Annotated in this window: 10 protein-coding genes and 1 pseudogene; 6 read left to right on the top strand and 5 right to left on the bottom strand. The window is 64.3% G+C overall.

Going from position 1 to position 14,309, the window contains the following annotated elements; translation table 11 throughout:
• Window positions 1–154 precede the first annotated feature (154 nt).
• Together tnpB and tnpC are read left to right on the top strand one after the other, a co-directional pair.
• The gene (gene tnpB / locus BM436_RS29225; protein ID WP_093559439.1) at window positions 155–496 is read left to right on the top strand and encodes an IS66 family insertion sequence element accessory protein TnpB; all 342 of its coding nucleotides are present in this window, start codon (window positions 155–157) and stop codon (window positions 494–496) included.
• Window positions 497–551: 55 nt separating this feature from the next.
• Window positions 552–2,093: an IS66 family transposase gene (tnpC, locus tag BM436_RS29230; RefSeq protein WP_093559441.1), complete on the top strand. Its 1,542-nt coding sequence runs from the start codon at window positions 552–554 to the stop codon at window positions 2,091–2,093.
• A gap of 50 nt (window positions 2,094–2,143) precedes the next feature.
• Here the strand turns inward: tnpC and BM436_RS29235 are convergent, their stop codons facing one another.
• Both BM436_RS29235 and BM436_RS36520 read right to left on the bottom strand, forming a co-directional pair.
• Window positions 2,144–3,991, bottom strand: a complete 1,848-nt coding sequence (locus BM436_RS29235; RefSeq protein WP_093559443.1) for a sensor histidine kinase — start codon at window positions 3,989–3,991, stop codon at window positions 2,144–2,146.
• A complete protein-coding gene (locus BM436_RS36520; protein ID WP_143133354.1) occupies window positions 3,988–4,722 on the bottom strand; it encodes a transposase domain-containing protein in 735 nt (244 codons plus the stop codon). The genes BM436_RS29235 and BM436_RS36520 overlap by 4 nt, the downstream gene beginning before the upstream one ends.
• Between BM436_RS36520 and BM436_RS29240 the strand changes: the two are divergent.
• A pseudogene (locus BM436_RS29240) lies at window positions 4,685–5,194 on the top strand (IS66 family transposase); the annotation flags it as partial. The gene BM436_RS36520 and the pseudogene BM436_RS29240 overlap by 38 nt on opposite strands.
• A 380-nt stretch (window positions 5,195–5,574) precedes the next feature.
• Here BM436_RS29240 and BM436_RS29245 read toward each other — a convergent pair.
• On the bottom strand, window positions 5,575–6,654 hold the full coding sequence (locus BM436_RS29245; RefSeq protein WP_177307596.1) for a tyrosine-type recombinase/integrase: 1,080 nt from the start codon (window positions 6,652–6,654) through the stop codon (window positions 5,575–5,577).
• A 308-nt stretch (window positions 6,655–6,962) separates the two neighbouring features.
• Window positions 6,963–7,301: a hypothetical protein gene (locus BM436_RS29250; protein WP_143133355.1), complete on the bottom strand. Its 339-nt coding sequence runs from the start codon at window positions 7,299–7,301 to the stop codon at window positions 6,963–6,965.
• Here BM436_RS29250 and BM436_RS29255 point away from each other — a divergent pair.
• Window positions 7,288–8,232 (top strand): alpha/beta hydrolase, encoded by a 945-nt coding sequence (locus tag BM436_RS29255; RefSeq protein WP_093559449.1) that lies wholly within the window; start codon window positions 7,288–7,290, stop codon window positions 8,230–8,232. The two genes, BM436_RS29250 and BM436_RS29255, sit on opposite strands and share 14 nt — an antisense overlap.
• A gap of 54 nt (window positions 8,233–8,286) precedes the next feature.
• On the opposite strand, the gene BM436_RS29260 is transcribed toward BM436_RS29255, so the two are convergent.
• Window positions 8,287–10,422 (bottom strand): beta-galactosidase, encoded by a 2,136-nt coding sequence (locus BM436_RS29260; RefSeq protein ID WP_093559451.1) that lies wholly within the window; start codon window positions 10,420–10,422, stop codon window positions 8,287–8,289.
• A 438-nt stretch (window positions 10,423–10,860) separates the two neighbouring features.
• Here BM436_RS29260 and BM436_RS29265 point away from each other — a divergent pair, with 438 nt between their 5' ends.
• Both BM436_RS29265 and BM436_RS29270 read left to right on the top strand, forming a co-directional pair.
• On the top strand, window positions 10,861–11,883 hold the full coding sequence (locus tag BM436_RS29265; protein WP_093559453.1) for an aldo/keto reductase: 1,023 nt from the start codon (window positions 10,861–10,863) through the stop codon (window positions 11,881–11,883).
• Window positions 11,884–11,929: 46 nt separating this feature from the next.
• Window positions 11,930–14,191, top strand: coding sequence for a glycoside hydrolase family 3 C-terminal domain-containing protein (locus BM436_RS29270; RefSeq protein WP_093559455.1), 2,262 nt, complete (start codon window positions 11,930–11,932; stop codon window positions 14,189–14,191).
• Window positions 14,192–14,309: the final 118 nt, after the last annotated feature.

Here is a 14,309-nt window from a genome sequence, read left to right on the forward strand (position 1 = left end):
AGTCCCAGGTGGCAGCTGCTCTGTTGCCGGTGCGGATAGCAGCAGTGCCGGCACCAGCGGCGGCGCTCAGCCTGCGCAGCGAGCGCGGCTGGACGTTGACCGTGCCGGGCGATGTGCCGGCCAGCTGGCTGGCCGAGTTGATGCGCGCGCTGTGATGCAGCTGGCAGCCGATGGGATCTGGCTGGCCACAGCGGCGGTGGACATGCGTACAGGGATCGATGGGCTGTCCTTGCATGTGCAGCAGGCCCTGGGGCGCCCGCCTTGCGACGGCACCGCCTACGTGTTTGCCAACCGCCGCCGGACCCGCCTCAAGCTGGTGTGCTGGGACGGCACCGGCGTCTGGATGTGCCTGCGTCGGCTGCACCGCGGGCAGTTCGTCTGGCCGCAAGCGGACGAGGCCTGCTGGCAGATGAGCGCCGAGCAATGGCGGTGGCTGGTGGCGGGCGTGGACTGGCAGCGCCTGTCGGCGCCGACACCGGCGCAATGGCGACTGTGAGGACGTAAACTGTTGTGCTTGTAAACGTGCTCGATGGCCGCTACACTGCTCAGTCATGGACCCGCTCGACGAACTTGCCCGCACCGACATTGACCCAGCGCTGCTGGCGCAAGTGCGCGCCCTGGTCGCACAGCAGCAGGCCGAGCTGCAGCAGCGCGATGCCGTGCTGGCCGAGAAGGACTTCAAGATCACCGCGCTGACCCATGAACTGGCGTACTACCGCCGGGTCCGTTTCGGCAAGGCCAGTGAAGAGCTCGCCGGCGAACAGCGCCTGCTGTTCGAGGAAACGGTCGAGATGGACCTGGCCGCCATCGAGGAAGAACTAGAGGGACAGGCACCAGCCGCCCGGCAGCGCAAGCGCGCCGGCCGCCAGAGTTTGCCGCCGGAGTTGCCGCGCATCGAGCACCGCCATGAGCCAGCGTCTTGCCAGTGCGGCCAATGCGGCGCCGACCTGGTCAAGATTGGCGAGGACGTCAGCGAGCAACTGGACGTGGAACCGGCACGCTTCTTCGTACACCGCCACATTCGCCCGCAATACGCTTGCCGTCCTTGCGAGACGGTGACGGCCGCGCCAATCCCGGCTGCCGTTATTGATGGCGGCATGGCCGCCGTTGGCCTGCTGGCATGGATCGCGGCGTGCAAATACCTCGACCATTTGCCCTTGTACCGGATCGAGCAGATCGCGGCGCGCCAGGGTGTGCCGCTGGCTCGTTCAACGCTGGCAGCGTGGATCGGCCGCATCGGTGTGGCCCTGCAGCCCTTGGCCGACCGCCTGGCCGAGCTGCTGCGGCAACACGCGTGCTTGCATGCCGACGAAACACCAGTGCGCCAGCTTGATCCCGGTAGCGGCAAGACCCATAGCGCCTACCTGTGGGCCTACCGTTCCGGCGTGCTCGATGCCGGCCCGCCTATCGTCGTGTTCGACTACCAGACCAGCCGTGCAGGCGCCCATGCGCGCGCCTTCCTGCATGGCTGGCGCGGCCATCTGATGGTGGACGACTATGCCGGCTACAAGGCCATGTTTACCGATGGCCCCATCGAATTGGCTTGCCTGGCCCACATTCGACGCAAGTTCTTCGACGTGCATGCCGCCAGCGGCAGCCCTGTGGCTGGGGAAGCATTACGCCGCATCGCCGAGCTGTACGCCATTGAGCAGCAGGGCGCCGGACTGGATCCGCCGGGACGCATTGCGTTACGCCAGCAATTGGCAATGCCGGCGCTGGCCGAACTGCACGCATGGCTTCTGGCGAGCCGGCGGACCATTGCCGTCGGCAGCGCCACTGGCAAGGCGATCGACCATGCGCTCAAGCGCTGGCCCGCGCTGCAGCGCTACGCCGGCTCCGGCAGTCTGCCCATCGACAACAATCCGGTCGAGAATGCGATCCGCCCAATTGCGATCGGCAAAAAGAACTGGCTGTTCGCGGGCTCGGAACGGGCGGGCCGTCGTGCTGCCGCTATCCAAAGTCTGTTTGCCACTGCCAAACTCAACGGGCTCGATCCGGCACGCTGGTTGGCTGACACCCTCGCCAAACTCCCAACTTGCCCCAACAGCAGGATCGACTCGCTGCTACCGTTCGCAAACTCTACACAGGCCTAAGCGCTGACGGAAGGTGGCTCGGTTAGCCGCTTACGTTTGACCGCCCTTGTCTATGCGACATCCAGACGAGGGCGCGTTGTCGCCTGTTCCAGTGGGACCGAAACACGGATGGTCGTGCCTGTGTGCGGGCTGCCGCTGATAGAAATCGAGCCGCCAAGGAGGTTGACGCGCTCCTCGATTCCCACCAATCCGAAGGAGCCGGACTTGTTGCGACTGCGCGCATGAAGGCCGACGCCGTTGTCGCTAATGCTCATACTCAGTACGCCCTCCTGCTGGCGTAGTTCCACCCGCACCAGACTGGCATGCGCATGTCGCAGTACATTGCTCAGTGACTCTTGCAAGATCCGAAAATAGGCGATGGCGCAAGCGTCGGCAACTGCGATTTCACCGTCTGGCTCGATCAATTCGCAGACGATGCCGGAACGTTGGTGAAACTGTGTGATCTGCCACTCGACCGCCGCGCCCAGCCCCAGGTCCAGCACATTGGGCCGCAGGTCGTTGATGATCTGGCGCACGCTCTTGATCGTGTAGTCGATTTGCGCCAGCGTGCAGCGGGCGCGCTCGTGCAGGCGCGGGTGGCGGTGGCTGGTGCGCGTGGTCAGCAGGTCGGCCTCGATGCGCAGCGCCAGCAGGTTCTGGCCCAGGTCGTCGTGAATCTCGCGCGCGATGCGCTTGCGCTCCTCTTCCTTGATCTGCTCGGCGTGCGCGGCCAGCCCGCGCAGCTTCTGGTGCGACAACTGCAGCTTGGCTTGGCTCTTGCGCAATTCCTTGGTCATCGCCTTGGCCATGCGGATCGCCCGCAGGTGCGACGACGACTGCGCGTGGAACAACGCGTAGGTCAGCATCGTACCTGCAAAGCCCGTTAGTAGAGCTAACCAGGGAAGGAGCGTGTCGAAGCTCGAATTCAATGACTCCTTGGGGGCTGTGAAGCGCGCGCGCCAAGTGTGGCCGTGAAAGTCGATTGGCATTTCGTAGGAGAACTCGCCGGCGTCTTGTTGCTTGGTCTTGTCCGGTGCGGCGCTGTCGAACAGAAGCGTGCCGCCGTTGTCGGATACCAGCATGGCCCTGTCGCTGTGCCCGCCAATGTCGTGTAAGATTAAGCGCGTATTGTTCACCGGCATTTTCTCCAAGGCTTGCATCAACAGGCGATATATGCAGAAGCCGATGCCGACCGAACCCTTGTAGGCGTCGTGCCGTTTTTCGACCGTGTCTAACGCATGGCTCCCCCGGTATGCCGGCAGGCGCAATGAGATCTCGGGCCGGATAGGGCTGGTATCCAAGGTGCTCGGCTGGGCCGATGCGATCATCGCGCCACTGTCACGCGATTGGACCAGCGCACGCGCCGTTGCGGGTAGTGTGGCAATGTCCGTGCCTAGCCGTTTCTTGAGGTCAGCCGTGGATTCGATCAGCGCAATCACGGCGGCGTCGTGCGGCTCCGCCGACTGTGTAATCGACACGCCCGGATGTTCGTCGACCCCATGGCTGACATCTGCATATCCATCCCGCTCGACCAGTGCTTGCCGCTTTTTCGGCACATCGAGGGCAAAATCGACCCTTACAATGGCGGGGAAGTTTCGTGCCAGGTCCAGTCCTTGAACGTAGCGGTGGAAGTTGTCGTGGGTGACCGTATCCACCGAATGGAAGAAGCTTGCCATACCTCTTAGCACATCCGTGTAGGCCTTGATCCCAGCGATGACATTGAGCTGGCTGCTCCGGGCTTGGCTGCGGAAGCGTTCGCTAGCATCATTCTCTATCGATCGCTGCGTCAAGCCGTACAGTAAGATGCCCACGGCGAGCGATAGCGGCAGTCCGATCCAATATAACGAATTGGTGAACCAGAAATATTTTCTTCTAGTAAATAAGGTGCACACGATGAATATCTCAACATGAAATTTCATTCAAATAGATCAATGGTCAGCTCCGTCAAATCCCTCTCTTCAGGCGTCGTACGCCATGTTGCTCCGCCCATCGCAATGGCCTGGGTAACCGAGGCGCGTGCGGATATGTGAAGGCGGTAGCGAGATGGGAATCGGATGTATTTAATTTGCCGCACGCGAACGAAAGTTGCGTTCGGGAACATGGCGCGCGGGGGGCATGACGGCAAATTGAGGGCTTCGTTGTTGAGGAAGCGATGCCAGTGTATCCCAGAATTGCGCTTTTTTATACCTTTAAGGAAACAAATAGTGCAAAATTGCACGTTTTCCACATCTGGTGAGCGCTGATATCCCCCGGTGATACGCCGAAGTACGTCGATCAGGTAATCGTAGGGATCGATGTTGTGCAGGCGGCACGTGACGACCATGGGCCTAATCACGCCGACGTACTCGGCACCGATTTCAGTCCAGCAGAAATTCCAATTTTTCCTGCCCCTGATAACGTAGGGCACGCTCCCAAGGTTTTTATCGGCAGGCACATCGGAATCGTCGAGGGCCACCTCGAGTTCGACGTGCTGTTCGCGTGAATCGGCTATCGCCTTGATCAATGGACTACTGGGCAGCAATCCCCGATGGGCGAACTGGACCCCAATCCGCGCGAGGAACTGCGGGACCGAAGGCCTGGCGTGCGCGATCCGATAGGGACGCGCTGGGTCGCGACCAACGGCGCTGACCACTGAGGCACTGGGCCGCATCGCCGAACTGTACGTGATCGAAGCCGAGATCCGGGGCAAACCCCCAAATGAACGAAGTCAGGCGCGGCAAGCTCGCGCGCGTCCCTTGGTCGATGATCTCGAACACTGTTTGCGCACCACGCTCGACACGCTGTCGCGCAAGTCCGACACTGCGGCGGCGATCCTGTACGCGCTCAAACTCTGGCCGGCGCTGCTGCTCTACTGCGATGACGGCACCATCGAGATTGATAACTCGGCGGCCGAGTGCGCTTTGCGCGGCGTGGCGATTGGCCGCCGAAACTACCTGTTTGCAGGGGCCGACAGCGGCGGTGAACGCGCAGCCGCGATTTATTCGCTGGTCGACACGACCAAGCTGAACGGTGTCGAGCCCGAAGCCTGGTTGCGTCACGTGCTGACGCATATCGCCGATCATCCCGACAACCGGATTGATGAATTTTTGCCTCGGAACTGCAGCCCACCAGCAGCCCTCTGAGATCACGCCGCTTCCCAGCGGGGTGATGCCATCATCGATCAAATTTCCACTGCGCTCAAGACGTCACAGAGCGGACGCTGACGGTGAACAGGTGGTTGATCCAAGTTTTTTGATGCTCATTTTCTCACCCAGAATCACCTTTCCCTGTGGTTCGGACGGACTACGGGCGTCAAAACGCCGAAATTCTCGCTTCCTTCGAGTAGCAAAGACGCCGCACATTGTAGGCGGCTGCCTTTCAGTTCAAATTCAACATGGCGCGCCAAGCCGATCGAGCGCAGCATCTTGCCGCCCAGTTGCGCCATGCCGGCGAAGACATGCTGAGAGGTCCACGTCCGGTTCTGCGAGGGGCTCTGGGTGCAACTCCCACGGTCTACTCACCCCTATAGCACCAACCGCGCTAGCGCACCGGCCGCAACATCGCCGCGCAGATGCCCGTAGTGTTTTTCAATCATTGCTACAGAGGTGCCGCTGATCTGTGCGACCGTTAGCAAATCGAGGCCACCATGAACTAAATCGGTAATTACGCTGTGGCGTATCGTATAAGCCGTGGTATTTGCCGGTAAACCTGCCTTTCTTGCGGCCGTTTTGATTGGCCCATTCCAAGAGTCCTTCGTCCACCTCGCACCATCTGCGCGGGAAAATAAAGGAGCCTGTTCTGACTTGTCGCGGGAAGTTGTCTGCAAAATCGGAACAGCCGCAGTTGGCAGCAATATCGTGCGGTCATGCCCACCCTTGTCCTTTCCAATGAGAAGTGCGGGTAGCCGTGGGTCGTAATCGCGCACATCGAGCGCAGCCAACGCGCCTGGCCGAAGAGGTAACAACGCCATACCTCTGATGAACAGACGGATGTCCTCTTGGGCGGCGTCCGCGAGCGCGCGTCTTTGATCCATCTCGAGGTATAACCTGCGTCTTTGAGTGGCGTTCGCGATGGCCTTTAGCGCAACCTTCCACGCCGAGTCCGAGCCGATTTTCCCTTCTGTATGGGCATAGTTGAGGGCTGCCCGGAGTGCGGCCAAGTCCCGGTTAACCGTGCTTTTCGCGCGTGCACGTGTTCCACCAGAGTAGTTGGCCTTTGCGGGCGTAGCTGCAAGTTGTCGCCGAAAGTCGCGTAGGTGATCGGGTTTTAGATCAGCTAGGGGCAGTTGCTGGATAGGATTTCCGTCGATCCACCTTTGGTAGCGTTCAGCGAGGTCGTTCGCCGCGCTGTCGCCACGGATATCTCGAGCCCTATGGATATAGGCTATGCACGCGTCCCATACTGTGAACGAGCTGGACTTCTGCGGCTCTTCGGAACAAGTCTGTGGCAGATTGTCTCCGAAGGCGAATGCTTGAGCTGCAACCAGGGCTTGGTCGAAGCGCTCGCTTGGCCTATATGCTTCCATCTTTCCCAAGCTGGTTTCGATTTTCTGGCCGTTTCTTAACGTCCGAACAGCCCAGTTGCCTTCGCCTTCCGGGCTCATCTTGCGATAGCCTAAATGAAGGCCTTGTTGTACACGATGCCAGTAGGGCTCGCGTCGGGGCTTCAAGCGAGCCCTAGCCGAAACGGTGTCAATTTTGTGTCCCATGATTGGGGGTGGAGTGCGAATCAAAGCCCCAAACTTACCTCAGATCGCGGGGAGAAGCCATTTTTGTGCACCGTAATCCAACTGAAGATTCTTTGGAAAGCAATGTACGGAGCCGGTACGGAAAACTGTCGCGCGCATGGGCACACGACTGGAGACATAGGCGGGAATTCGGGACTGGTAAACTTGGCTCTGGATGTCCACGCTCATGTCGGCTCACGGCATTCACACTGCAGGGGTCGCAAGTTCGAAACTTGCACTTCCCACCAGAATTCATTCAGTAAAGAAAACCGGCTCGCGCCGGTTTTTTTTTCGTCGTTGAAGTCGATGACGAAGATGTACAGGTCGCGGTCCTTGAACTGGCCGGCCTGGTCGTTGAAGGCCGGATAGGCCTTTTTCGCGCCGTCGGCCTTGTTTTTCTCCGAATATTGTTCAGGCGGCTGGTGATTTTCGCAATTGCCGCGCCGGTGCGCCGCGTGCAAAATCGCCCGACCACAGTCCCGCCCGCGGATTGAGCACCGGAGCCCAGACATGAAGAAAGCCATCCCCAAGCCACCCGCGGCCGTCCGCCTGCTGCTTTGCGGCGCGCTGCTCGCCTGCGGCAACGCGCCCGCCCAGGACGACGGCGCCCGGATCACGCCGGAGCAGGCGCGCGCCAACCTCTCCCGTGCCGTCGTGCTCGCGGCGGACGACAAGCGCGCGTTCCCCGCCGCGCCGGCCGGTTTCGCGGACACGCTGCCCGGCGTGGCGCAGGGCAGGGTGGAGGAGTTCGGCTATGAATCGCCCGTCACCGGCACGCGGCGCAAGGCCAGTGTCTACCTGCCGGCCGGCTACACGCCGGAGCGGCGCTACCCGGTGTTGTACCTGCTGCACGGCATCGCCGGCAACCAAGACGAGTGGCGCGGCTACGTGCGCGCGAACACCATCCTCGACAACCTGATCGCCGGCGGCAAGGCGCCGCCGATGATCGTCGTGATGCCCAACGGCCGGGCGCTGGCCGACGACCGGCCGCCGCCCGCCGAGGGCCTCTTCACACCGGGCCACGTGGAGGGCTTCGCCAAATTCGAACGGGAGCTGCTGGGGACATTGATCCCGGCGGTGGACGGCCGCTACGCGACCGTCGCCGAACGCGACATGCGGGGAATCGCGGGACTGTCGATGGGCGGGGGCCAGGCGCTGAACATCGGCCTCGGGCATCCGGACACCTTCGGCTGGATCGCCGGCTTCTCGGCGGCGCCGAACACCCGGCCGGCGGCGGAGCTGCTGCCCGGGCCCGGCCAGGCGAGCCGCCAGCCGCGGCTGCTGTATCTGTCGTGCGGGGACAAGGACGGGCTGATCAACGTGTCGCAGGCAGTGCACCGCCGCCTGAAACAGCTGGACATGCCGCACGTGTGGAACGTGGACGGATACGGCCACGACCGGGAGAGCTGGGCCGACAACCTGTACCACTTCGCCCGGCTGGTGTTCCGGCGCTAGGCGGCGCGCCAAAGCCGGGCGGGGGGCGCCGGCTCCCCCGCCGCGGCTGCGGAATTACTTGCCGTCCTCTTCGACGATGGCCAGGTCCCACGGCGCCAGCGTCACTTTTTCCGAGGCGGCGACGCGCCGGTTGGTCAGCAGGTCGGTGCCGGGCTTGTGGGCGTAGTTGAAGCTCACCTCCGCGCCGGAGTAGTTGAAGTAGTAGCGGATCTTCCGGTTGAAGGCATTGGTGCCCACGCGCGTGTGCACGTTCGGCGGCAATTGCTGGTCAGCCCCGATCAGGCCCAGCTCCTCCAGCGACGACTGCAACACCGCCTTCTGCAGTTTGTCCGACAGGTAGGTGCCCTCGTAGATCACCTTGCCGGCGCCGTACTGGTTGGACGTGATGGCGGGCCAGCGGCCGAAGAACGGATGGTCGTAATAGGCCAGCGCCTGCGCCGTGTCCAGCTGCAGGAACTCGGCCCAGTGCTGCACCTTGTTTTCCGCGCCGGTCTTGAACGGGTCGCCTTTCAGCGCGAGCGGCTGGGCCAGGTTGGAGAATTCCTGGTAGTGGAAGCCCAGCGCCTCGCGCAGCGGTCCGGGCGCCATGGTCCAGCGCACGGCGGTGTTCTCGTTCGTGAAGCCGCTCTTGAAGGTCATCACGACGCGGCCGCCCTTGCGGATGTATTCGGTGATGCGCTTCAGCAGCGCGTCGTCGGCCACGTACAGCGAAGGCACGATCAGCATCTTGTAGGACGAGAAGTCCTGCGACTCCGGGAAGACGAAATCGGTGCCGACGTTCAGGTCGTACAGCTGGCGGTGGATCTGGCGCACTTGCGAGGCGTAGTCGGCCTTGGTGCCGCCGCCGCCCCATTGCGAATCCTTGGCGAACGGCATGTCGTTGATGGCGTTCATCGAATCGCGGCTCCACAGGATCGCGACGTCGTTCTGCAGCTTCAGGTTCACCAGCTTGGGGCCGATCTTTTTCAGCTCGCGCCCGGTGCGGCCCATCTCGGCGTAGGCCCGGTTCGGCTCCAGGTCGTGCGACAGCACGCCCTTCCAGTAGGTCTCCTGGTTGGCGTGGACCGAGGCCCAGTGCCAGTATTCGACCATGTTGGCGCCGTTGGACAGGTGGGTGTAGACGTCCTCGCGGAACTGCCCGTCGTACGGCGGGAACTGGAAGGACGAGCTCCAGTCCGTGGTCTGCGCGTTGGTCTCGGTCACCAGGAAATTGCCGCGCTTGAGCGAACGCGTGAAGTCCGCGTCCAGCGTTTGGCCGGCGCCGCTGTAGTGCTCGCGCTGGCCCCAGTGGTAGATGTTCACGGCCGGCATGTCGAGCCCGCGCGAGACGGCCTCCTCGTTGATGTCGCCGTGCATGGAGCCGGCGAAGTCGTGCGTCACGAACTGCCGCGGCGACGCGCATTCGCGTATCAGCTTGGCCTGCCAGTGCAGGAAGTCGGTGACGCGCATCTGGCTCCAGCGCGACCACTCCAGCTTGTAGCCGGTGCTCTGGGCGCCGTCCGGACGCGGCAGGTCCACCCAGCTGTGCAGGTTCTGGCCCCAGTAGTTCAGGAACCAGGCCTTGCTGAGGTTTTCCGGCGTGCCGAACTTCTTCTCCAGGTAGTGCTGGAAGCGCAGGAACACGTCGTCGTTGGCCGCGCCGTAGCTGCTGGTCTCGTTGTCCACCTGCCAGCCGATGACGTTGGGATTGTCCTTGTAGCGCGCCGCGATCTTGCGGATCAGGCGCTCGGCGTAGAAGCGGTAGGCCGCCGAGTCGGTGTTCATGTTCTGGCGCATGCCGTAGGTGTTCTTCACGCCGTTGAACTTCTGGGCCAGGATTTCCGGGTTCTGCTTGGCCATCCAGGCCGGGATGGAATAGGTGGGCGTGCCCATGATGACCTTGATCCCGGCCTTGCCCATGGCGTCGATGACGCGGTCCATCCACGCGTATTCGAAGCGGCCGTCCTCCGGCTCCCACAAGCTCCACGTCGATTCGCCCAGGCGGACCACGTTGAAGCCGGCGGCCTTCATCATCTCCACGTCCTTTTCCAGGCGCTCGTAGGGCATGTATTCGTGGTAGTAGGCCGCGCCATACAGGATGGTGGGGAATTCGGGCGGGGCGGCGGCCGGCGTCTGGGCTGCGGCCGGCGCGCACGCGGCGGCGGCGATCACGCACGACAACGCGTATGAGAGCAGTGTCCTTTTGAGCATTCGATGTCTTCCTGGATGATGATGTGGGGATGGCTAGCCGCCTATTGTGGCGACTCCGCGCGTGGCCGCCAAGTATGAAATTCACCGGCACGAAGAACGATTTGTCTTGAATCCGCCGCCGGACACGGGGCCGTGCCCGGCGGCGGCGCGGTCTGCGCAATTTCATGTGCGGCGTTGAGGGTTTTGACAATTGCGGCGCCGCGGCGCTGCTCCCACAATACGACCTGATGCAAGGCCCGATCGCCCCAGTCGGGCCACCGTTTCACCCTGTGGTTAGCAGTCTCCTACTGGCCTTTGCAGGCAGTTTTTGGGGCGGCCCCGGCCGCCCCCTTTTTTCGCGACCAAGAAGGATGAGCATGAGTTCGAGCATGCCCAATGACTACCAGGACCGCTCCGAGGAACTCGGGCGCCACGAATTCACACTGAAGGCGGCGTGACATGCGCGCGGCGGACACGCTGGCGCTGCCGCGCGGCGGAGTGCGGCTCACCCGGCTGGGCATGGGCTGCGCGCCGATCGGCGGGCTGTACCACTCCGTGACGGAGGACGAGGCGCGCGCCGCGATCGACGCGGCGTGGGACCTCGGCCTGCGCTATTTCGACACCGCGCCTTACTACGGCGGCACGCGCTCGGAGCTGCGCCTGGGCGCCGCCCTGCGCGACCGTCCCCGCGACCAGTACGTCGTCAGCACCAAGGCCGGACGCCTGATGCGGCTGGATATTTCCGTGCGGCCGGGCGACGACGGCTGGGCCGACCCGCTGCCTTTCCGTCCCAGCTACGACTACACTTACGACGGCGTGATGCGCTCGCACGACGACAGCGTGCGGCGCATGTCGCTGGGCCGCGTCGACATGCTGTTCGTGCACGACATCGGCCGCTCCACGCACGGCGGGGACCACTGGCACCATTGGCGGCAACTGACCAAGGGCGGCGGCTTCCGCGCGCTGCGCGCCTTGCGCGAGGAGGGCCGCGTGCGCGCCATCGGCCTCGGTGTCAACGAGGCGGAGGCGGTGCACGCCGCGATGCAGGAATGCGAACTCGATTGCACCGTGTTGGCCGGGCGCTACACGCTGCTCGAGCAAGCCTCGCTGACGCCGCTGCTGGACGCCTGCGTCCGGCACGGCAACGCCATCGTCATCGGCGGCCCCTTCAATTCCGGCGTGCTGGCCGGCAACGGCAAGTTCGACTACGCCGACGCCCCCGCCCGCGTGCTGGCGCGCGTCGAGGCGATCGGGGCGGTGTGCCGCGAATACGGCGTGCCGCTGCAGGCGGCCGCGCTGCAGTTCCCGATGGCGCATCCGGCCGTGGTGTCCTGCATACCGGGCGCGCACGGCGCGGCGCAGCTGCGGCAGAACGCCGCCTGGTTCGACCAGCCCATACCGCCGCAGCTGTGGCGGGAGCTCAAGCGGCGCGGCCTGCTCGACGAGCGCGCGCCCGTGGACGAGGGGGCGCGCATCGCCTAGGCGCGCGTAGCATGGATTTTTGTCAAAAACTGCAATGAAAGCAATCATGAGATTCAAGAAGAAAATCACCCTGTTGTCCATCGCGGCGGCCCTGTGCTGCGGCGCCGCCGGCGCGAACGAGGCGCCGGCCGAAAAGCCCTGGATGAATTCGAGGCTGGGCGCCGCTGAGCGCGCGGAGCTGGCGGTCAAGGCGATGACCATGGACGAGAAGCTGAAGCTGGTCTTCGGCTACTTCGGCATGGACCAGGAATCGAAAAAGACCACCCGTCCGCCGGAGTCCTACAAGCAATCGGCGGGCTTTGTTTACGGCGTGCCCCGCCTGGGCATTCCGCACCTGTGGGAAACCGACGCCGGCCTCGGCGTGGCGAGCCAGGCCGGCCCGGACGTGCGGCACGGCACGGCGCTGCCGTCCGGCCTGAACACGGCGGCCACCTGGGACTTGAAGACCGCCTACGAGGGCGGCGCCATGATAGGCGCCGAGGCGCGCGCCCACGGCTTCAACGTGCTGCTGGCCGGCGGCGTCAACCTCATGCGCGATCCGCGCAACGGGCGCAATTTCGAATACGGCGGCGAGGACCCCCTGTTGGCGGGCAAGATCGTGGGCGCGCAGATCAAGGGCATCCAGTCCAACCGCGTGGTCTCCACGCTGAAGCACTTCGCGCTGAACGACCAGGAGACCGGCCGCACCACGCTCAACGTCAAGATCGGCGACCAGGCGGCGCGCATGTCGGATCTGCTGGCCTTGCAGATCGCCAAGGAGGAGGGCAATCCCGGCGCCGTCATGTGCTCCTACAACCGCGTCAACGGCGTGTACGGCTGCGAGAGCGAGTATCTGCTGAACGAGGTGCTGAAGGGCGACTGGGGCTTCAAGGGCTGGGTCATGTCCGACTGGGGCGCGACCCACAGCACGATACCGGCCGCCAACGCCGGCCTGGACCAGCAATCCGGCATGCCCTTCGACCTCGCCGACTATTTCGGCCCGCCCCTGAAGGAGGCGGTGCAGAACGGCTGGGTGCCGCAGGCGCGGCTGGACGACATGGCGCGCCGCGTGCTGCACGCCATGTTCGAGCACGGCGTGGTGGACCACCCGGTGGCGGCGCCCGATCTGAAAACGCTGGACTCCGCGGCCAACGCCGCCGTGTCGCTGCGGGACGCGCAGGCCGGCATGGTGCTGCTGAAGAACCGCGGCAACGCCTTGCCGCTGAGTAAGTCCGCCAAGCGTATCGCGGTGATCGGCGGCTACGCGGACAGGGGCGTCATGGCCGGCGGCGGCTCCTCGCTGGTGTATCCCGCCGGCGGCAACGCCGCGCCGGAGCTGACGCCCAAGACCTGGCCCGGTCCGGTCATGATCTATCCCTCGCCGCCGCTGAAAGCCATCCAGAAACGCCTGCCCAAGGCGGTGGTGGCCTACAACGACGGCGCCGATCCCGCCGCCGCCGCCAAACTGGCGCGGGAAAGCGACGTGGTCCTGGTGTTCGCCACGCAGTGGACGGCGGAGGCGATGGACGTGCCCAACCTGTCGCTGCCCAACAAGCAGGACGAGCTGATCGCGGCGGTGGCGGCGGCCAACGACAGGACCGTCGTGGTGCTCGAAACCGGCGGTCCCGTGACCATGCCCTGGCTGCCCAAGGTGTCCGCCGTGCTCGAGGCGTGGTATCCGGGCAGCAATGGCGGCGAGGCGATCGCCGGCGTGCTGTTCGGCGAGGTCAATCCCTCCGGCCATTTGCCGGCGACGTTCCCGGCCTCCGAGTCGCAGCTGCCCCGTCCCGCGCTGGACGGCTATCCCGAGGTGGCCGACCGGCGCTTCGACGTCGATTACAGCGAGGGCGCCGCCGTCGGCTACAAATGGTTCGACCTGAAGGGGCTGAAGCCCTTGTTCCCCTTCGGCCACGGCTTGTCGTACACGGAATTCGCGCTGTCCGACCTGGCCGCCGGCGTCAAGGACGGCGTCCTGAGCGCGGCGTTCACGGTGAAAAACACGGGCAAGCTGGCGGGCAGGGAGGTGGCCCAGGTCTATGTGTCCCCCGTCGACACCCGGTGGGAGGCGCCCAGGCGCCTGGTCGGCTTCCAGAAGGTCGACCTGAAGCCGGGCGCCCGCGTCAAGTCCTCCGTCACCGTCGATCCCCGCCTGCTGGCGATGTACGACTCCGCCACCAAGACCTGGCGGGTCGCCAAGGGCGCCTACAAGGTCATCCTCGCCGCCGACGCGGCCGAGGCGGGCGGCGGCAAGGCCGCCAGCGCCGTGGTGCACCTGGAGGACGCCGTCTACGACGTGAACGGCAAGCCGCTGGGCGGCCAGGCACGCTAAGGCCGGAAAAGAGCGGGGCGCGCGCCGCGCGGGCGGCGCGTGTCCTGGGCGCTCCGCCTCGCTCCGATGGCCGCTGTGGCGAAAACGCGCCACCCTTTCCCCCCGGTCGCGGAGGCCG

Origin of the sequence: Pseudoduganella namucuonensis (assembly GCF_900116645.1) — a bacterium.
GTDB lineage: Bacteria > Pseudomonadota > Gammaproteobacteria > Burkholderiales > Burkholderiaceae_D > Rugamonas > Rugamonas namucuonensis.

Excerpts from the sequence above, each read along its gene's own strand:
- BM436_RS29250 (WP_143133355.1), bottom strand. The coding sequence starts at position 7,301 with ATGGCTTTCTTCATGTCTGGGCTCCGGTGCTCAATCCGCGGGCGGGAC.
- BM436_RS29260 (WP_093559451.1), bottom strand. The coding sequence starts at position 10,422 with ATGCTCAAAAGGACACTGCTCTCATACGCGTTGTCGTGCGTGATCGCC.
- BM436_RS29270 (WP_093559455.1), top strand. The coding sequence starts at position 11,930 with ATGAGATTCAAGAAGAAAATCACCCTGTTGTCCATCGCGGCGGCCCTG.
- tnpC (WP_093559441.1), top strand. The coding sequence starts at position 552 with ATGGACCCGCTCGACGAACTTGCCCGCACCGACATTGACCCAGCGCTG.
- BM436_RS36520 (WP_143133354.1), bottom strand. The coding sequence starts at position 4,722 with ATGCGGCCCAGTGCCTCAGTGGTCAGCGCCGTTGGTCGCGACCCAGCG.
- tnpB (WP_093559439.1), top strand. The coding sequence starts at position 155 with ATGCAGCTGGCAGCCGATGGGATCTGGCTGGCCACAGCGGCGGTGGAC.
- BM436_RS29245 (WP_177307596.1), bottom strand. The coding sequence starts at position 6,654 with ATGAGCCCGGAAGGCGAAGGCAACTGGGCTGTTCGGACGTTAAGAAAC.
- BM436_RS29265 (WP_093559453.1), top strand. The coding sequence starts at position 10,861 with ATGCGCGCGGCGGACACGCTGGCGCTGCCGCGCGGCGGAGTGCGGCTC.
- BM436_RS29255 (WP_093559449.1), top strand. The coding sequence starts at position 7,288 with ATGAAGAAAGCCATCCCCAAGCCACCCGCGGCCGTCCGCCTGCTGCTT.
- BM436_RS29235 (WP_093559443.1), bottom strand. The coding sequence starts at position 3,991 with ATGAAATTTCATGTTGAGATATTCATCGTGTGCACCTTATTTACTAGA.